We start from the raw sequence: 19,602 nt of genomic DNA on the forward strand, positions 1-19,602 counted from the left end.
GAAGATAACGGATATGCAAAATCAAGAGATGCAAGATAAAGACTTTTCTACAATGCAAACTTTTAAGCGTTTGTGGCCGATGATTAAACCCTTTAAAGCAGGATTAGTGGTTGCGGCTATCGCTTTAGTGCTGAATGCTTTAGCCGATTCGGGGTTGATTTATTTATTGAAACCCCTACTTGACGATGGGTTTGGCAAAACCAATCATTCTTTTTTAAAAATGATGGCGTTTGTTGTTGTAGGTATGATTTTCTTGCGCGGTGTAAGTAGTTTTATCTCTAACTATTGCTTAGCGTGGGTATCGGGTAAAGTGGTGATGACAATGCGTCGTCGTTTGTTCAAACATTTAATGTTTATGCCCGTGAGTTTTTTTGATCGCAACCCTTCAGGAAAATTGCTTTCCCGAATTACCTATGATTCCGAGATGATCGCTAATTCCTCTTCCAATTCCCTTGTGACTATTGTGCGCGAAGGTGCATATATCATCTCTTTGCTGGCAGTGATGTTTTATACAAGTTGGGAATTGACCTTGGTACTTTTTGTTATCGGTCCTATCATTGCGATTTTAATTCGTTTAGTCTCGAAAATTTTTCGTAGATTGAGTAAAAATATGCAGGATTCAATGGGAGAACTCACTTCCACCACGGAACAAATGCTGAAAGGACATAAAGTGGTGCTTTCTTTTGGCGGGCAATATGTGGAAGAAGCGCGTTTCAACCTTGTCAGCAACGATATGCGCCGGAAAGGTATGAAAATGGTTACGGCAGATGCTATCTCTGATCCGGTGGTACAAATTATCGCTTCTCTTGCTTTAGCAGCGGTGCTTTATTTAGCCACTACGCCACTTATTGCCGATGATCACCTCAGTGCGGGTTCGTTTACCGTCGTATTTTCCTCTATGCTTGCGATGATGCGTCCGCTTAAATCTTTAACGAATGTAAATTCACAATTTCAACGAGGAATGGCGGCTTGCCAAACCTTGTTTTCGATTTTGGATTTAGAAGTGGAAAAAGATACCGGCACGTATAAAGCGAAACCGGCAAAAGGGGAGCTTGAGTTTAAAAATGTAAGTTTTGCATATCAAGGCAAAGACGGGCTTGCATTAAATAATATTTCGTTCAGTATCCCGGCGGGAAAAACCATTGCGTTGGTAGGTCGTTCCGGCTCCGGAAAATCCACCATCGCTAATCTTGTTACCCGTTTCTACGATATTGAACAGGGTGAAATTTTACTTGATGGCGTGAACATTCAGGATTATCGCTTATCGAATTTACGTGAAAATTGTGCCTTAGTATCGCAGCAAGTGCATTTATTTAATGATACTATTGCCAATAACATTGCTTATGCCGCAGGCGATAAATATACACGTGAAGAAATCATTGCAGCGGCAAAAGCCGCTTATGCCTTAGAGTTTATCGAGAAACTACCGGAAGGTTTCGATACGGTAATCGGCGAAAACGGTGCGAGTCTTTCCGGCGGTCAACGCCAACGTTTAGCCATTGCTCGTGCTTTATTACGCAACTCTCCGGTATTGATTTTAGATGAAGCGACCTCTGCGCTTGATACGGAATCCGAACGAGCCATTCAAGCGGCACTTGAAGAACTGAAAAAAGATCGCACCGTTCTGGTTATCGCTCATCGCCTATCCACGATTGAAAATGCCGATGAAATTTTAGTGATCGATCACGGCGAAATTCGCGAACGTGGCAATCATCAGGCATTGCTTGAACAAAACGGCGCATACAAACAGTTGTATAGTATGCAGTTTAATAGTTAAGTGCGAGTTGAAAACTTACGTTATTGTGTTGCATTTGTACAAAATATAGGGTGCGTTAGGCAAAGCCGTAACGCACCGTTAAAATCCATCAACATTTACGGTGCGTTACGCCTACGGCCAACACAGCCTACTTCAATAAATATTATTTTATCCGCACTTTTAGAAAGGATTGTCTATGCCATTTTGGTACTCCCGTTCTAAACTCGCTTGGCTGCTTTTGCCATTTTCTTTGCTTTTTTGGCTTATCAGCCAAATTCGCCGTGCTTTGTTTTCACTAGGTATAAAACCTGCTTATCGCGCGCCGAAACCAGTTGTTATCGTCGGCAATTTATCCGTAGGAGGGAACGGCAAAACGCCGGTGGTGGTGTGGCTTGTTGAGGAACTCAAAAAACGCGGATTGCGTGCCGGTGTTATTTCCCGTGGTTATGGCAGCCGCTCAAAAATTTATCCGCTGCTTGTAACGGAAAACACTTCTCCTATTGAAGGTGGCGATGAACCCGTTCTTATTGCAAAACGCACTTCCGTGCCGGTTGTGATTTCACCGAACCGTCGACAGGCTATCGAACTACTCTTGAAACAAGGAGAGTGCGACATCATTATTTCTGACGATGGTCTACAACATTATCAATTACAACGGGATCTTGAAATTGTGGTGATGGATGCCGAACGTGCCCTTGGTAACGGTTTTGTACTGCCCGCCGGCCCTTTACGAGAATTGCCGAGTCGATTAAAAAGTGTTGATTTTGTTATTACGAATGGAGGCAAAAATCAGTATTCTGATGTGGTGATGACGCTAATTCCACATTATGCCGTAAATTTAAGAAGCAAGGAAAAACGTCCGCTAAATGAATTTTCATTCGGTTCAGCCATTGCCGGTATTGGTCACCCGCAACGTTTTTTTACTATGCTGGAAAAACAAGGTATCGTATTAAATCACACCCAAGCATTTCAAGATCATCAACATTTTGAAGCGGCACAATTAGAAAAACTTGCCCGAAACCAACCGCTCTTTATGACGGAAAAAGATGCCGTGAAATGCGAAACTTTCGCCCAAGAAAACTGGTGGTATGTACCGGTAGAGGCAGACATTGTCGAAGCCGAAAAACACAATGAAAAACTACCGCACTTTTGGGCAAAAATTGAGAAATTAGTTGGGCGATATTGATATGTTTGAACGATTAAATCCGAAATTACTTGAAGTGATTGCTTGCCCGCGTTGTTTAGGGCTTTTGCAATATGATGCGGAAAATCAACGGTTGATTTGTCGTTATGAGCATATAGCCTATCCCATTGAAAACGGTGTACCTGTCTTGGTGGCGGAAAAAGCCGTAATAATAAGAGAAAATTAAACTCTCGGCGTGTTTTGCGCTGAAATTTAATTCACTATATCGTTAAGAAGGAATATTTTATGTCATTCACCGTTATCATTCCTGCCCGCTTCGCTTCATCACGTTTGCCGGGTAAACCGCTTGCCGATATTGCCGGTAAACCGATGATTCAACACGTTTTTGAAAAAGCACAACAATCCGGTGCAAGCCGTGTGATTATCGCCACAGATAACGGAAAAGTGGCTCAAACGGCGGAACATTTTGGGGCGGAAGTTTGTATGACTTCGGAACATCACAATTCAGGCACGGAACGTTTAGCCGAAGTCGTGAAAAAACTGGCGATTGCCGATGATGAAATTATCGTCAACATTCAAGGCGATGAACCTCTTGTCCCACCGATAATCGTGACTCAAGTGGCGGAAAATCTGGCGAAATTTAATGTGAATATGGCAACACTTGCGGTAAAAATTCGTGAACCTGAAGAATTGTTTAACCCGAATGCAGTGAAAGTACTTACCGATAAAGACGGCTATGTATTGTATTTCTCTCGTTCCGTGATTCCTTACGATCGTGATCAATTTATGACATTGCAAGAAGTGGCAAAAGCAAAATTAGCGGATGCCTATTTGCGTCATATCGGCATCTATGCTTATCGTGCGGGCTTTATTAAACAATATGTACAATGGGAACCGACCCTGTTAGAAAATCTAGAAAAACTGGAACAATTACGTGTTCTATGGAACGGGGAACGTATTCACGTGGAATTGGCAAAAGCCGTGCCGGCAGTGGGCGTGGATACAGCGGAAGATTTAGAAAAAGTACGGTCGATTTTGGCTGTGAATTAATATGTTTGATCCTAAAAAATTTCTCTCGGACGTTTCCCATGAACCCGGCGTTTATCGGATGTATGATGATAAAGATCAGGTGATTTATGTGGGCAAAGCAAAAGATTTAAAAAAACGTCTGTCCAGTTATTTTCGCGCTAATCTCAGTAGTAAGAAAACCGAAGCCTTAGTCGCAGCAATTCATCATATTGATACGACGATCACCTCTTCAGAAACCGAAGCCTTACTACTGGAGCATAATTTTATCAAACTCTATCAGCCGCGTTATAACGTGTTATTACGCGATGATAAGTCCTATCCTTTTATTTTGCTTACAAAAGAACGTCATCCGCGTATTACTTCTTATCGCGGAATGAAAAAAATTGTCGGTGAATATTTCGGGCCTTACCCACACGCAGGGGCCGTGCGTGAAACTTTATCCCTATTGCAAAAATTATTTCCGGTGCGCCAATGTGAAAACTCCGTTTACGGCAATCGTTCCCGCCCTTGTTTGCAATATCAAATCGGACGTTGTTCCGCACCCTGTGTAAAAGGTTACGTGACGGACGAAGAATATAACCAACAAGTTGAATTGGCGCGTTTATTTTTGCAAGGCAAAGATCAGCAGGTGCTGGATTACTTAATCGGCAAAATGGAGCAGGCAAGTCGGGATCTTGATTTTGAACTGGCAGCCCGTTATCGCGATCAAATTCAAGCGGTGCGAGCGGTGATTGAAAAACAATTCGTATCGAACGAAAGATTGGACGATATGGATATTATGTCAATTGCCTATCAGCACGGATTGGCTTGTGTGCAAGTGATGTTTATTCGTCAAGGTAAAGTGTTGGGGAACCGCAGCTATTTCCCCAAAGTACCGGCAAATACGGATCTTTCGGAATTGACGGAAACCTTTGTCGGGCAGTTTTATTTGCAAGGGCATCAAGGCAGAACTATCCCGAATAGTATCATCGTAGATCGCCGACTGACGGAAAAATCGGAATTGGAGCAATTATTGACCGAACAAGCCGGTCGAAAAGTAACCATTCAAGAAAGTGTGAAAGGGGATAAAAGCAAATATTTACAGCTGGCACAAGTGAATGCGAAATCAGCATTAGCAACGCAACTTAAACAATCATCGCGGATGTCGGAACGCTATCAAGCCTTGTGTGAATTACTTGATGTACCTGAAATTAAGCGAATGGAATGTTTTGATATCAGCCATACGATGGGAAATCAAACGGTTGCCTCTTGTGTCGTGTTTAATCAAGAAGGGCCGTTGAAATCCGATTACCGCCGTTTCAATATCGAAGGTATTACCGGAGGGGATGACTATGCGGCGATGGAACAGGCATTGAAAAAACGATACGATCGTGATCTTGAAGAAGATAAAATCCCCGATATTATTTTTATTGATGGGGGGAAAGGTCAGCTCAATCGTGCTTTAGAGGTGTTCCGACATCTCAACGTAAAATGGAATAAAAATCGACCGCACTTAATCGGTGTGGCAAAAGGCGTGGATCGTAGGGCTGGGCAAGAAGTCTTGATTATCAGCAAACAAGAGCGTGAAATTCATCTTCCGGACGACAGCCTTGCATTGCATTTGATTCAGCATATTCGTGACGAAAGCCATAACCACGCTATCAACGGACATCGCAAAAAACGCCAAAAAGCCTTTACTCAAAGCGGCTTGGAAAGCATCGAAGGCGTGGGGGCAAAACGCCGACAAGCATTGTTAAAATATCTCGGCGGATTGCAGGGTGTGAAAAATGCCACCTTGGATGATATTGCTTCCGTACCGGGAATTTCTCGCCGATTGGCGGAAACTATTTTTGAAACCTTGCGCAGTTAGTACAAATAGCCGTTGCTTTTCTTCGTAAAGTGATTATGATCTGCGCTTTATTTTTTTATTTATTAGGAATGAATTATGTTTGAGTGGCTTTCTGATCCTGAAGCTTGGATTTCACTTGTTACATTGACTGCGCTTGAAATCGTTTTAGGGATCGATAACATTATTTTTATTAGTATTTTAGTAGGGCGTTTGCCGGCTCAACAACGCCAATCGGGACGTATTATCGGGCTTAGTTTGGCAATGATTACCCGAATTTTACTTCTTATGTCCCTTGCTTGGATGATGAAACTCGTCGAGCCGCTTTTCACCTTATTTAATCAAGATATTTCCGGTCGTGATTTGATTTTATTCCTCGGTGGTTTATTCTTAATCGTGAAAAGTAGCGGAGAAATTAAAGAAGCACTGCATCCTGAAGCGCATCACGAAAGTGAAAATAAAAAGAAAGTGAGCTATTTCGGCGTACTTATTCAAATTGCAATTTTAGATATTGTATTCTCCCTTGATTCGGTAATCACCGCCGTGGGAATGGCGAAGCATTTACCGGTAATGGTGCTTGCCATCGTGATTGCGGTCGGCGTGATGATGTTTGCGGCAAAACCAATCGGCGATTTTGTGGATACGCATCCGACTTTAAAAATCCTTGCATTGGCGTTTTTAATTCTTGTCGGTGTGAGTCTCATCGCTGAAAGCCTTGATATTCATATTCCGAAAGGCTATATCTATTTTGCTATGGGGTTCTCCGCCATCGTTGAAATGTTGAACATTAAAATGCGAAAAGCAATGAAATAACAAAAACAAAAAGTGCGGTCAATTTTGACCGCACTTTTGGTATCATGAATATTCAGTTAAAATATCGCCAAGTTTTAAACTCACAAACCAAAGTATGACCTCATTTACCCTTGAACCTCAAGATAACACCCGTCTTCAATCCCTTTGCGGTGCATTTGATGATCACCTGAAACTGATTGAAAAAGAATTTAATCTCGGCATTTCCCGTAATAATTTTACTTTCACCATAAAATCGAATGAAGAAACGCCTAAACCCTATGATGAAAAATTGATTCAAAGTGCGGTCAAATTAATTCAAGATTTGTATGTAGAAACCGCACCGATTAAAGGCAAGGTAAAAGAATTGGATTTAGAAGACGTGCATCTTGCCCTACAAGAAAGCAGAATGCTATCTCAGGTGGAATCTACCCGTGCGGAAAGCAAAGTCTATGCCACCACAATTAAAACCAAACGCGGAATGATTAAGCCGCGCGGTGAAAATCAAATTCAATATTTACACAATATTTTAACGCACGATATTAGTTTCGGTATCGGCCCGGCGGGAACGGGGAAAACTTTCCTAGCGGTGGCGGCTGCGGTGGAAGCATTAGAACGCCAAGAAATTCGCCGAATATTATTAACCCGTCCGGCAGTGGAAGCCGGTGAAAAATTGGGTTTCTTACCGGGGGATTTAGGACAGAAAATCGAACCTTATTTGCGACCGCTTTATGATGCGTTGTTTGAAATGCTAGGCTTTGAACGGGTACAAAAATTAATAGAACGCAATGTTATCGAAATCGCCCCGCTTGCATATATGCGGGGGCGTACATTAAACGATAGTTTTATTATTTTAGATGAAAGTCAAAATACCACGGTAGAACAAATGAAAATGTTTCTTACCCGTATCGGGTTTAATTCTAAGGCGGTGATTACCGGCGATATTACACAAATTGACTTACCACGTAGTACAAAATCCGGTTTACGTCACGCCATTGAAGTGTTAGAAAACGTGCCTGAATTAAGTTTTAACTATTTTGATAGCAAAGATATTGTACGTCATCCTGTGGTAGCGAAGGTGGTTCAGGCTTATGAGGCTTGGGAAGTGAAAGATGAAATTCGCCGTCAAGCATTTGCGGAACAACGAAAGGCTGAACGTGAAAAAGAGCGGTCGGTTTTAGCGGAGAATTTAGGAGAGTAAGATGGGCAATATGCTAATTGATTTACAGATCGCAACGGAAAACACGGCTGCTTTGCCGACCGAAACGCAAATTACGCAATGGGCAAGCGCGGCAGTTCAACCGAAAAGTGATAACGTAGAAATGACCGTGCGTATTGTGGACGAAGCGGAAAGCCACGAGTTAAATCTAACCTACCGTGGTAAAGATCGTCCTACAAATGTGCTTTCTTTCCCTTTTGAATGCCCTGATGAAGTAGAATTACCATTATTAGGCGATTTAGTGATTTGTCGTCAGGTTGTGGAGCGAGAGGCGGAAGAACAGGAGAAACCGCTTATGGCTCATTGGGCGCATATGGTGGTTCATGGTAGTTTACATTTATTGGGCTATGATCATATTGAAGATGATGAAGCGGAAGAAATGGAAAGTCTTGAAACACAAATTATGCAGGGGTTGGGTTTTGTCGATCCTTATTTATCGGAAAAATAATAGCAAAAAATAGTATGGAGTCTTTATGTATAAAGCCGTATTTAGTGATTTTGATGGTACTTTATTAACTTCGGATCACAAAATTTCCCCAAGAACTTTAAGAGCGATTCAGCGTATTACTCAAAACGGCGTTCCTTTTGTGCCGATTTCAGCCCGTTCACCACTCGGTATTTTGCCTTATGCGAAACAAATTGAGAATTACAATGTGATTGTGGCTTTTAGCGGTGCACTCATTTTAGATCGCAATTTGAATGCGCTTTATTCGGTAAATATTTCTACGGAAGATATTCAAGAAATTAATCGGGTTTTGACCGCCTATCCCGAGGTAGGGGTAAATTATTATACGAATGATGACTGTGTCGCGCGTGATGTGAATAACAAATGGGTGGTTTTTGAACGTGGCGTTACGGGCATTCAAATTGATCCCTATGATGAAAGTGCGGTCTATTCTCCCCACAAAATTCAAATTATCGGTGAGCCGAATGAGATTATCGAAATTGAAAATCGATTAAAAACAGATTTTCCTCATTTAAGTATTTGTCGCTCTCATCCGAGTTTTCTGGAAGTGATGCACGAATCGGCAACAAAAGGCAATGCAGTATGTTTCTTAGAAAATTATTTCAATGTAAAAATGGAAGAAGTAATTGCGTTTGGCGATAATTTTAATGATTTGGATATGCTACAAAATGTCGGTTTAGGCGTTGCAATGGGGAATGCTCCCGAAGAAATCAAACAGGTCGCTAACCGAGTTACGGCCACAAATAATGAAGATGGCTTGGCGTTAATTTTGGAAGAAATCTTTCCGGAATAAAAATACAGTATTATGTAGCAGTTGCTACACCCAATAAATATTGGATATAAAATTCTCTTTGTGCAACTGATACATAATACCGTAAAAATACAAAAATACCGCACTTTGGTATTAAAAGTGCGGTCAATAAATAGAAAATAATTTATTTCAAAATAAACATCGGCGTGTTACTGACCGGATCGCGATGAATTTCTACTTCTAAATCAAATACATTTTTAAGTAATGCTTTGCTCATTACTTCTTCAGGTGCGCCTTGAGCGATTAAATTTCCTTCCTTAAAAATAATCAAATAATCGCAATAGCGGCTGGCTTGATTGAGATCATGCAAAACCGTGATTATGGTTTTGCCGTTTTGTTGCATTTGACGCATCATTGCCATTAAATCGGCTTGGCGGTTGAGATCGAGATAAGTAGTGGGTTCGTCTAATAATACGATATCGGTGTCTTGTGCTAAGGTCATCGCTAAAAATACGCGTTGTTGCTGACCTCCTGAAAGATCCGACACCGGTTTATCGGCGAGTTTAATCGTGTGCGTTTGTATCATCGCCCGGTTCACTAATTCCTCATCTTTAGCGCTTAATTTTCCCCACAAATTCACATAGGGGGCGCGTCCGTAACTTACTAATTCCCGTACGCTAATACCCTCTGGCACAAGGTGTTGTTGTGGTAAGAAGGCAAGATGTTTGGCATACTCTTTGGGTGTTTTTTGCCAAATATCTTTGCCTTGATAAGTGATAGTACCTTGCTTGGGTTTTAGTAGGCGTGCTATTGCTTTGAGTGTCGTGGATTTCCCGCAGCCGTTCGGACCAAGTAAACCAATCACTTTATTTTGGGGAAAACGGAGTGACAAATGATGGACAATCGGTGTGTCTTGATAGGCAAGTTGTAAATTTTTAATTTCAATTGTCATTATTTGGTTCTCATTAATAAGTAGAAAAAATACGGCGCACCGATAATTGCGGTAAGTATGCCAGCAGGTAGTTCGGTAGGTGGGGTGATGATGCGGGCAATAATATCGGAAATTTGCAATAAAATAGCACCGATAAAAAAGGAGGCGGGGAGTAAATTACGGTGTCTCCCTCCCACTAAACGGCGAGCCAGATGAGGGGCAACTAACCCCAAAAAGGCAATCGGACCGCAAATTGCAACGGCTGTAGTGGAAAGCGCAACGGCAAGAATCAGCACGATAATTTGTACTCTACTAACACCGACTCCTAAGGTACTGGCTTTGCTTTCACCCAATCCAAGAGTATCTAAATCTCGGCTGAAGAAAAATGGAATAGGTAGTAGCAACAATAACCATGGAAGCACTACTTGGGCATAAGCCCAGCTTCTTCCCCAAAGGCTTCCCGTTAGCCATAACATTGCGGTATTAATTTCTACGGGATTTGTTAGCATCACATAATGGCTAATCGCTGCCCATAAGGAAGAGAGAGACACGCCAATAATCGCCATTTTTATCGGGCGGAAGTGAAATCCACAGATGATCCAAAGTAATATGAAAGAAAGCGTACCACCGATAAAAGCAAATAGGGGAATCCAATAAAATGTCAGTTGTGGTAAAAATATCAGTGCGGCAATGGCAACTAAACCGGCTGCATTGTTAATACCCAAAATATCAGGTGAGGCAAGGGGATTGCGCACTACGCTTTGAACTAACACGCCTGAAATCGCTAATGAACCGCCGATAACGACTGCCAATAAGGTACGGGGAAGACGATATTCTACTAAAGTGAAATAATTCTTATCGTGGCTATCAAGCGCGGCAAATAATTCATTGAGAGAAAGCGTGTATGCTCCAAGACGCAAACTCATCACCAAAAGGAAGATGAGAAGAGTGAACATTGAGAGATAAAACAGGCGAATTTTTAACGCAGACAAAGAGGGCATTATCGCTTTCCTTTTGCAAATAAGACAAATATCGGCGCGCCGATTAATGCAAGTACTGCGCCGGCAGGGACTTCGCTTGGAAAATTGACCGCTCTTGCGATTAAGTCTGCCATCAACATTAAAATCGCCCCAAGTAACATCGCCATTGGTAAGGCTTTGCGTAGATCATAGCCAATCCAATAACGTGCCAGATGTGGTACGAGCAGACCTATAAAAGAAATAGGGCCGGCTACACTGACGGCAGCTCCTACAATCAGCAGCCCCATTACATTTGCATACCAACGCAAGCGGAATAAGTTTACCCCTAAAGAGCGGGCTGATTCATCGCTTAAACTCAATAGATTAAGCCGACCTGCAAAAAGAAGGCAGAAAAGTGCGGTCAAAATAAGGAAAGGATAGAGCTGCTGCCATTGCGACCAACGAGCGTGCGAAATTCCACCTGCAAGCCAACTCATAATGCCGAATGCGTGATCTTCCGCCACAATGAGTACAAGTTTTGTCAGGGCGGCACAAAGTAGGGATACTGCAATCCCGGCTAAAATGACACGGCTACGTTCACCTTGACTGTCTTGCCAAGCATTGCCGATAATCATCACCAATAACCAACTTGCACCTCCTCCTAATGCGGCAATAAAAGCAATGCTATATCCGTTTACCAGTGTTGGACTTAAAGTTGTGACTAATACCATGGCTAATGCTGCGCCTGAATTGACACTCAATAACGAAGGTGAAGCCAAAGGATTACGGGTAATTGTTTGTAGCAATGCACCTGCCACAGAAAGGGTTGCGCCTAATGCCACAGCAACTAAAGCACGCGGTAAACGTAAATCAATTACCGTAATTTGCGCCAGTTCGTCGGTTGAATCGGGTAAAAAGACTTGTAATGCAGCAACCGGTTGAATTTCAATGGGATAATATAAAAATAGGCTTCCCCATACTAAGAAAGCCAGTAAAATGATAGGGAGTATCCAACGAAAAATTGTCTGCCGCATTATTTTTGATTTACAAATTGCTCAATCTGAGTCGCCATAATTTTGCTGGCTTCTAAACCTCGTCCACGTGCCCAAATAAAAGGGTCAACAGCAAAAACGTGATTGGATTTCACTGCAGGAATCGCTTTCCAAAGGGGCTCGGCTTCCCATTTACGGGCGATACTTTCATCACGATAATGTGCAATAAATAACCACTGTGGTTTTTCCATCACTAACTGTTCAAGATTAATTTCTATCAGGGTTTGAGGATTATTTTTAATCGTAGCCGGAAAAAAACCGAGTTGTTCTAAGAAACTTGGCACATAAGCGGAATTGTTTTGAAAGGTGAATTTATTTTCACGGGATGTACCGAAAATAGCGGTTTCTCCTTTTAGGTGGAGATTTTGTTTTATTTTTGTGATGAAAGCATTATGTTCATTGATTTTAGCTTTCATTTCGTTACTTTTACCGACAATATCACCGATCTTTTGTGCAGTTTTGAGATTGTCTTGATAACTTTCATGGCGGGAATCAAACATTACCGTAGGTGCAATTTTTTTCAATTCTTCATATACTGCCGTATGACGAGAAGGGTCGGCAATAATCAAATCAGGTTTTAGGGAAGCGATGACCTCAAGACTTGGTTGGGAACGGGTGCCTACCGATTGCCACGGTTGAATTTTTTCTCGTACTTCTTTCAAAATACGTGATGTGTCATTATCATCAGCCACACCGACAGGACTTATGCCCACTTGTGCAAGTGCATCTACAAAAGAATACTCTAATGCAACAATACGAACCGGTGTTTTATCAAGGGTAAATTCACCTTTTTCATCGGTAACCGTTACTGCTTGAGCAAGTGAGGAAACGAATAAAAAAAGAGAAACAAAAAGTAGTTTAGCGGTGTTTTTCATATATTCTCCTGTTTAAAAAAACGTTTGTATTATACACACCTTTTTTAATGAGAATAGTTCTTTTTTATAAAAGAAAAATACCGTATTTTGCGTTTAGGATACGGTATTTTTAGATTGAGAAGATTTTTAGTTTTTAAACTCAGCACCTAAGCAAGGACGAATTTTGTTTAGCATTTCTTTTAATACACGTGCCGGTGCAGCGATGATATTGCCACTGCGTAAATAGCCGGAACCTGCTTCAAAGTCGCATACTAAGCCACCGGCTTCACGCACGATTAAATCGCCTGCAGCGCAATCCCAAGCTTTCAAACCCATTTCAAAATAACCGTCAATACGGCTTGAAGCCACATAACATAAATCTAGTGCAGCCGAACCGGTACGGCGAAAATCAGCCGCCTCTTCAATGAGGGCGTTCATCATTGCAAATTGCGTAGGCATTAATTTAGGCCGTTTGAATGGAAAACCGGTAGCAAGAATCGCACCTTGAAGCTCACGTCTGCTATCTACGCGCAAACGTACTTCATTTAATTTTGCGCCTTCGCCACGAACGGCGGTAAAGAGTTCATTACGGATCGGATCATAAACCACACCCACTTCGGTACGATTTTTGACTCGGATTGCGATCGACACGGCAAAATGCGGAAGACCGTTCATAAAGTTACGGGTGCCATCCAGCGGATCAATAATCCATTGAACATCGCTATCTTTTCCTTCAATAGCACCGGCCTCTTCGGTGATGATAGTATGATCAGGATAGGATTTTTTAATGATCTCAATGATTTCCGCTTCTGCAGATTTATCCACATTAGTTACATAATCATTGATACCTTTTTGTGCGCTTTCGATGTCATCGCGGCGTTCATAATTCTTAGCAATCACATTGCCCGCTCTTCGTGCCGCACGAATGGCGATATTTAACATTGGATTCATATTTCCACCAGATTTTAAAGAACAGAAAATTCTGCGCCATTATAGCGATATTTGCCAAAATAACCAGCCGAAAATCGTAAAAATACGGTTTTTTAAGATCCTGTTACTAAAGTTTGTGATCCGTATCGCAAAAATAATTTGCCTTTATTGCGAGTTACAAAAAATGTTTTAAAGTGCGGTTGAAATTGAGGGTGTTTTATGCGGAAAGGGGCAACATTAATCGAATTATTAATTGCTTTGGCGATTATCAGTATTGCTTTGAGTTTTATCCTTCCCCTTTGGCAAAGGGATGATGACAAAATGATTTTAGCGAAAGAGCAACGTCGTCTTTATTTATTCCTACGGCAAATTCAAGCGCGGGCTGAAAATTCTTCTGAAATTTGGTTTATTTTGGCAAATCGTAACCCCGCAACACAGCAATGGTGTATGACCGCCCAAGTGAAAAACGATAAACTTTGCGATTGCTTACATTCGACAAATTGCCCAAAGGAAGTTTACGCACATTTTTATTATCCTTACTTTGCGGAGAAAACGATGATTGTGAGCCCTAAAATTTACCCCGTGGAGGTTGCGCGTTTTAACGGCATCCGCAACACTATTGATTCCAACTGTTTTTTATTACAAGCAGGCGAGGAACGTACTCTTTTTTCTTTTTTTAATGTCGGTAGTTTGAAATTAAAACCGAATCAATCTGCCAGTGCTTGTACGAGATAAAATAATGTTAAAAGGGCAAACTTTACTTAGCCTAATGATTTCATTGGCAATTTCTGCCGCACTTTTATTCGTGATTTCACAATTTTATGTGGATACGCAAATTCAAAATCAGAAAATCTTTTTACGTTTAAAATTACAGGCGGAAATTCAACGTACGATCCAACTTATCGGCAAAGATCTGCGCCGTGCCGGTTTTCGGGCTCTCAACGATAAATTAATTGAAAGTAATCTGAATTTGTTTGAATTAGATGAAAAGGGAAGTGCTTTGATAATTTCTCAGGCGAATAATGCCGCTCAAAATAGCTGTGTTTTGTTCTTTTATGATCTTGATGCAAATGGTTGTATCGGTGAAAAATACACTAAAAATACTTGTATCAATGGCAATCAAAATGTCGCAAAAGGTATCGAAAAAGAACTTTTCGGTTATAAATTGAATGGCAAAATGATCGAAACCAAGCAAACCTATAAAAATACAATTAAGGTAAATTGTCAATTCGGTGAATGTCAAAAAGCACTTCAACAAAGTGCCTGTAATGCCGGAGGTGGTTGGACGGATTTACTGGACGAAAAGGAATATGAAATTACCCATCTGCAATTTAATCGTTTCGCAGAAGGAAAAGGGATAGAAATTCGGCTCGGCGGTAATTTAAAAAATTATCCGGAGATTCACTATGAAACCGCTATGGTGGTGGCACTTTGGAATCAATAAAAGCGAAAAAAGGTATTGTTACCACCGCAATTTTGATCTTTATTTCCGGGCTATTAATGGTGATTTTATTATTTGATGATAGTACCCTGCGTTTCTTTCTCGCCCAGCAAATGCAGCGAAAACATTATGTAGAGCGTACATTAACCTTACAAAAAATGACCTCAGCCGAAAAACAAAATGCCTGTAAAAACTTGCCTTTGGATAATTCGGAGAAGGTTCGGCAGATTTCTATTACGTTAGATGGTGCGAACGATGCGATTCAATATTCGCTTTGGTGTCAGCGTGTCGCGATATTTAAGAAAACGCCCACGAAAGGGGTTAATCAAGGCTTATTCGATCATTTTATCCGTATGGAAAATCTTAGTGAATTTCGACCGCACTTTTTACGACCTGCAAACCCGTTGCTGTCAAACCAAATACCGCAAATTTATTGGTTTGATCAAAATCAGGCAACTTGGGAAATCAGTGGCAAGGTACAAGGGATTTTGATTGCCGAAGGTGATTTAACGCTTCGAGGAAACGGGCGAATTAGCGGTGCGATCATCACAGGTGGAACTTTAACCTTAGAAGGCGTTACGGTGGCTTATGGCAAAAAAGTGATCGAACCTTTGGTGTGGCAATATAGCAAATGGCAGTTGGCGGAGAAAAGCTGGAGTGATTTTAAAATATCAAGTGAATAGGGGAATGTCGTTGGTTTCCGTAATGTTTACGCTTGCATTGTTTAGTGCGTTATTTTTAGTATTTAGTCGGTGGACGGCAAGTCAGCGCAAAAGTGCGGTCAAAATCTATTATGATTTTCAAGCGTTACAGATTGCCGAAAATCAGTCGCAACGGCAATTTTTAGGCGTGCCTTGTGAGCAATACGTGCAACAAAACGGTGTGAAATTTCGAGTGCAATGCCAAAGTGATAAGGTGGTGGTTCGGTATCCGAAAGGTGAATTCTCGTTGAAAACCGAGTAAAATAATGCACATTATTTTGCCTTTCCCATCATAGGTTGCCGCGGTGTTTATCGTTTATTATTCTAACCAACTTGAAAAACAAAAAGAGATTCTTGCCGAAGTATTTAAAAATCTTCTCCCTGAAGATCCTTTCCAACAAGACATTATTTTGGTGCAAAGTCCGGGAATGGCACAATGGCTACAAATGGCGTTGGCAAAGAAAAATGGAATTTCCGCTAATTTGACTTTCCCGATGCCGGCAACCTTTATTTGGCAACTTTATGCGGATAATTTACCGGCGGTTGCTTTGCAAAATCCATTTGATAAAGATGCAATGATGTGGCGTTTAATGGATTTGATTCCTGACTTTTTAACGCTGGAAAGTTTTGCGCCTTTGCGTCATTATTTGGCTTCTTCGCACCATTCCGAACAATATAAACGCTATCAACTCAGTCGTAAAATCGCCGATTTATTCGACCAATACTTAGTTTATCGCCCCGAATGGATTTTTGCTTGGGAAAGGGAGGAAGATGAAAATATTACAGTGCAAATTAAAATGCAACAATCTCACTTAAATGAAACATTGTTGCAACAAATTCAAGATAATGTAGCGTGGCAAGGGATATTATGGCGTGCATTAGTGGCAAAGGTAAAAGCGGATTTGGGCGATCAAGCTATGCACCGTGCCGCCTTACACGAGCAATTTTTATCCCTATTAAATAATAAAGAGCGGGCTAAAAAATTGCCCGAACGCATATTTATTTTTGGTATTTCGGCATTACCAACGGCATATTTGTCCATTCTGCAAGCAATGTCATCGGAGGTGGATATCCATCTATTCTTCAATAATCCAAGTCAAGAATATTGGGGTGATCTTCGTGATTTGCGTATGGATTATTTACGCTCCCGTATGCGCCGAGATTATCAAAAACAAAACGAAATTCGACCGCTCTTTTCGGTAGGGCAAATATCACAATTAGAAAAAGGCGACCTTGAGACGACTTATCACGATGAAAATCTCCAAATCGGTAATCCGCTGCTTGCCGCTTGGGGGAAAATGGGACGTGATTTTCTTTACACTTTGGTGCGGGATGAAGAGCGGGTTGAAACTTACTCTGTAAACGCTTATGAGGATATTTCAAATTCGACCCTACTTGGTCAGCTACAATCTCATATTTTGCATTTAGAAAACCGCCCTTTAAAAATTGAAAAAAATGACCGCACTTTAAGTATTCATTCCTGCCATAGTGCGATGCGGGAAGTGGAAGTATTGCGTGATTATCTACTGGGCTTATTCAATCAGGATCCGACATTAACCCCAAAAGATATTGTCGTTATGGTGGCGGATATTAACCAATATACCCCTTATATTCAGGCTATTTTCGGGCAAAAAAATGGTAATGCACCCTTAATTCCGTTCTCCATTTCCGATAACAAATTATCGGAAAGTGATGTACTGGTTTCCAGTTATTTAACCTTATTGCGTTTGAAAGAAAGTACGTTTAGTGCGGAAGAAATATTAACTTTATTAGATGTTCCGGCAATGCGGGAACGTTTTAATATTTCTCTTTCCGATTTGCCTTTAGTGCGTGAGTGGGTGGCGGATGCCGGCATTCGTTTCGGTTTGCAAAAACAACAAAACGGCGTGAATTTCAATTCTTGGCAAGCGGGTTTGGAACGTATGGTACTAGGTTATGCTATGCGGGAAGAACACGGTGTCTGGCAAGAAAGTCTCGGATTGGATAGTAGTTACGGCTTGAAAGGTTTGCTTGCCGGTAAATTATCACATTTTTTCTCTGTCCTTTCGGCTTGGTATGAAGAACTTCAACATACTCATTCTATGGAAAAATGGCGTGAAATATTAACCGCACTTTTAACAGACTTTTTTGTGCAAAACGAAGAAACAAAGGACACATTGTTTTATATCCAAGAGAAGATTAACGAGATAGCGGAGCTGTTAGCCGAGCTTCATTTTGATACGCCGCTACAGGCTGATGTGATTGCCGATGTGATGACGATAAAATTAGAAGAAGCCCCAAACAGTCTGAAATTTTTAGCCGGAAACGTGAATTTTTGCACATTATTACCAATGCGTTCCGTGCCCTTTAAAGTGGTGTGTTTGTTGGGGATGAACGAGGCGGATTATCCACGCACGCAAACACCAAACAGCTTTGATTTAATGCAATATCACCATCAAAAAGGCGATCGTGTACGCCGTGATGACGATCGTTATTTATTCCTCGAAGCCTTGCTTGCGGCGAGAGATTATTGTTATATCAGTTATATCGGGCGTTCAATTATTGATAATCAACCGAAAGCACCTTCCGTATTGGTAACGCAACTGCTGGACTATGTTAATCACAGTCAAACGGATGAACAAAAAATAGTAGTTCAACAACATAGCATGACAGCATTTAGCCCGAACAACTTCAAAAACACCGAAAATTTTGACCGCTCTTTTGCCGACAAATGGTTGCCGATGGCAAAAATAGACGCTAGCGCGCAGCAAAAAGAATTTATCGTGAAGATGGACAATAAGGAAAACATTACGGAAATTGAGCTGGATCGTTTCGTGAGTTTTGTGGAAAATCCGGTGAAATTTTTCTTTGAAAAACAATTAGGCGTATATTTTCGTGACGAAGATGATCGTATTGCCGACAGCGAAAATTTTGTCTTAAGCGGATTGGATAAATATGCTCTGAATAATGCGTTGATTTATACGGATGAAGATAAATTTGATGAATATTTTGCGCAAGCTAGGGTAAAAGGCGTGCTGCCACGGGCTCAATTTGGCAAGGTTGCAGCAGAAACGGTGCGGGATACTGTGCTGGAATTTAAAGAAAAAATTGAAGAGCTTGGCAAACCGCATAATGCTTCTATTGATTTTAATTTGGATGTTTTGTGGGGCGATAAAACTCAATCGGTTCGTTTATTCGGCTATATGGAAAATTTATTTGAGGGGGAGCAGGTAATTGAATGGCGTTTTGCCGATTACAAAGAACGCTATCGTATTCGCCCTTGGCTTTATTATTTGCTCCGGCTTGTGACACAAAATAATGCAATGCCGCCGATTTTAATCACTAAAGATAAGCGGATCGAATTTTCACCAATAACGCCTGAAGCCGCCTTGGATCAGCTACGAATTTATGTGCAGGCTTATTTGCAAAGTCAATTTGAAATTCAACTGATTCCAACCGTGGATAAAATCACCGATTTTATTGTAAGAGAGGAAAGTGCGGTCTATTTTGAATCGATTTTAGAAAAACTCAAAAAATTAGCGGAAGATAATAAATTTGGTAACCATACCAAAAAAGCCGATCCCTATTGGGCTCGTGTGTTGGCACAAACCACAAAATTTGAGAAGGAAGAAAATTTAGCCGTACTAATAGAGCAAACGAAAAATTGGTTCGGATTAATGTTTGCCGAATCGGAGAAGAAAACGGTTAAGAAAGGCGGAAAGTAAATCGTCAAAAGAGACTTTTTTTGTTAAGATATCGCCCCCTCTTTGATAAGG

The 19,602-nt window shown here is 41.2% G+C and carries 19 protein-coding genes; 14 read left to right on the forward strand and 5 right to left on the reverse strand.

Going from position 1 to position 19,602, the window contains the following annotated elements:
• Positions 1–28: 28 nt before the first annotated feature.
• The 9 genes from msbA to HEMROJRC1_RS09675 all read left to right on the forward strand — a co-directional run bounded on the left by msbA (position 29) and on the right by HEMROJRC1_RS09675 (position 9,021).
• On the forward strand, positions 29–1,777 hold the full coding sequence (gene msbA, locus HEMROJRC1_RS09635; RefSeq protein ID WP_374707305.1) for a lipid A ABC transporter ATP-binding protein/permease MsbA: 1,749 nt from the start codon (positions 29–31) through the stop codon (positions 1,775–1,777).
• 175 nt (positions 1,778–1,952) lie between these two features.
• Positions 1,953–2,942, forward strand: coding sequence for a tetraacyldisaccharide 4'-kinase (gene lpxK, locus HEMROJRC1_RS09640; protein WP_226692702.1), 990 nt, complete (start codon positions 1,953–1,955; stop codon positions 2,940–2,942).
• Position 2,943: 1 nt separating this feature from the next.
• Positions 2,944–3,126: a Trm112 family protein gene (locus HEMROJRC1_RS09645; RefSeq protein WP_226692703.1), complete on the forward strand. Its 183-nt coding sequence runs from the start codon at positions 2,944–2,946 to the stop codon at positions 3,124–3,126.
• A 59-nt stretch (positions 3,127–3,185) separates the two neighbouring features.
• Positions 3,186–3,950 carry a 3-deoxy-manno-octulosonate cytidylyltransferase gene (kdsB, locus tag HEMROJRC1_RS09650; protein ID WP_226692704.1) on the forward strand — a complete coding sequence of 255 codons (765 nt, stop codon included), beginning with the start codon at positions 3,186–3,188 and terminating at the stop codon, positions 3,948–3,950.
• Position 3,951: 1 nt separating this feature from the next.
• Positions 3,952–5,778, forward strand: a complete 1,827-nt coding sequence (uvrC, locus tag HEMROJRC1_RS09655; protein WP_226692705.1) for an excinuclease ABC subunit UvrC — start codon at positions 3,952–3,954, stop codon at positions 5,776–5,778.
• 75 nt (positions 5,779–5,853) lie between these two features.
• Positions 5,854–6,567 (forward strand): TerC family protein, encoded by a 714-nt coding sequence (locus HEMROJRC1_RS09660; protein WP_226692706.1) that lies wholly within the window; start codon positions 5,854–5,856, stop codon positions 6,565–6,567.
• A gap of 94 nt (positions 6,568–6,661) precedes the next feature.
• Positions 6,662–7,744, forward strand: coding sequence for a PhoH family protein (locus HEMROJRC1_RS09665; RefSeq protein WP_226692707.1), 1,083 nt, complete (start codon positions 6,662–6,664; stop codon positions 7,742–7,744).
• A 1-nt stretch (position 7,745) separates the two neighbouring features.
• The gene (gene ybeY, locus HEMROJRC1_RS09670) at positions 7,746–8,210 is read left to right on the forward strand and encodes an rRNA maturation RNase YbeY (RefSeq protein WP_226692708.1); all 465 of its coding nucleotides are present in this window, start codon (positions 7,746–7,748) and stop codon (positions 8,208–8,210) included.
• A 25-nt stretch (positions 8,211–8,235) separates the two neighbouring features.
• Positions 8,236–9,021, forward strand: coding sequence for a Cof-type HAD-IIB family hydrolase (locus HEMROJRC1_RS09675; protein ID WP_226692709.1), 786 nt, complete (start codon positions 8,236–8,238; stop codon positions 9,019–9,021).
• Positions 9,022–9,163: 142 nt separating this feature from the next.
• Here HEMROJRC1_RS09675 and fecE read toward each other — a convergent pair whose 3' ends face one another.
• The 5 genes from fecE to suhB form a co-directional block, all read right to left on the reverse strand.
• Entirely contained in the window at positions 9,164–9,931 is a 768-nt protein-coding gene (gene fecE, locus HEMROJRC1_RS09680; RefSeq protein WP_226692710.1) for a Fe(3+) dicitrate ABC transporter ATP-binding protein FecE, read from the reverse strand.
• Positions 9,931–10,866: a Fe(3+) dicitrate ABC transporter permease subunit FecD gene (gene fecD / locus HEMROJRC1_RS09685; protein WP_374707306.1), complete on the reverse strand. Its 936-nt coding sequence runs from the start codon at positions 10,864–10,866 to the stop codon at positions 9,931–9,933. Before fecD ends, fecE begins: the two co-directional genes overlap by 1 nt.
• Before the next feature lie 44 nt (positions 10,867–10,910).
• A complete protein-coding gene (gene fecC / locus HEMROJRC1_RS09690; protein WP_226692712.1) occupies positions 10,911–11,903 on the reverse strand; it encodes an iron-dicitrate ABC transporter permease FecC in 993 nt (330 codons plus the stop codon).
• The gene (locus HEMROJRC1_RS09695; protein WP_226692713.1) at positions 11,903–12,796 is read right to left on the reverse strand and encodes a Fe(3+) dicitrate ABC transporter substrate-binding protein; all 894 of its coding nucleotides are present in this window, start codon (positions 12,794–12,796) and stop codon (positions 11,903–11,905) included. Before HEMROJRC1_RS09695 ends, fecC begins: the two co-directional genes overlap by 1 nt.
• Positions 12,797–12,922: 126 nt before the next feature.
• A complete protein-coding gene (suhB, locus tag HEMROJRC1_RS09700) occupies positions 12,923–13,726 on the reverse strand; it encodes an inositol-1-monophosphatase (protein WP_226692714.1) in 804 nt (267 codons plus the stop codon).
• Between the two features lie 198 nt (positions 13,727–13,924).
• On the opposite strand from suhB, the gene HEMROJRC1_RS09705 reads away from it, so the two are divergent.
• Genes HEMROJRC1_RS09705 through recC form a run of 5 tightly spaced genes read left to right on the forward strand, consistent with a single transcriptional unit; the run spans position 13,925 to position 19,551 of the window.
• Complete coding sequence (locus HEMROJRC1_RS09705; RefSeq protein ID WP_226692715.1) at positions 13,925–14,440, forward strand: type II secretion system protein; 516 nt, start codon at positions 13,925–13,927, stop codon at positions 14,438–14,440.
• Between the two features lie 4 nt (positions 14,441–14,444).
• On the forward strand, positions 14,445–15,149 hold the full coding sequence (locus HEMROJRC1_RS09710) for a type II secretion system protein J (protein ID WP_226692716.1): 705 nt from the start codon (positions 14,445–14,447) through the stop codon (positions 15,147–15,149).
• Entirely contained in the window at positions 15,146–15,829 is a 684-nt protein-coding gene (locus tag HEMROJRC1_RS09715) for a DUF2572 family protein (protein ID WP_226692981.1), read from the forward strand. Before HEMROJRC1_RS09710 ends, HEMROJRC1_RS09715 begins: the two co-directional genes overlap by 4 nt.
• A gap of 4 nt (positions 15,830–15,833) precedes the next feature.
• Positions 15,834–16,109: a DUF5374 domain-containing protein gene (locus HEMROJRC1_RS09720; RefSeq protein ID WP_226692717.1), complete on the forward strand. Its 276-nt coding sequence runs from the start codon at positions 15,834–15,836 to the stop codon at positions 16,107–16,109.
• Positions 16,110–16,152: 43 nt separating this feature from the next.
• A complete protein-coding gene (gene recC / locus HEMROJRC1_RS09725) occupies positions 16,153–19,551 on the forward strand; it encodes an exodeoxyribonuclease V subunit gamma (protein WP_226692718.1) in 3,399 nt (1,132 codons plus the stop codon).
• Positions 19,552–19,602: the final 51 nt, after the last annotated feature.

Source organism: Rodentibacter sp. JRC1 (assembly GCF_020521555.1).
GTDB lineage: Bacteria > Pseudomonadota > Gammaproteobacteria > Enterobacterales > Pasteurellaceae > Rodentibacter > Rodentibacter abscessus.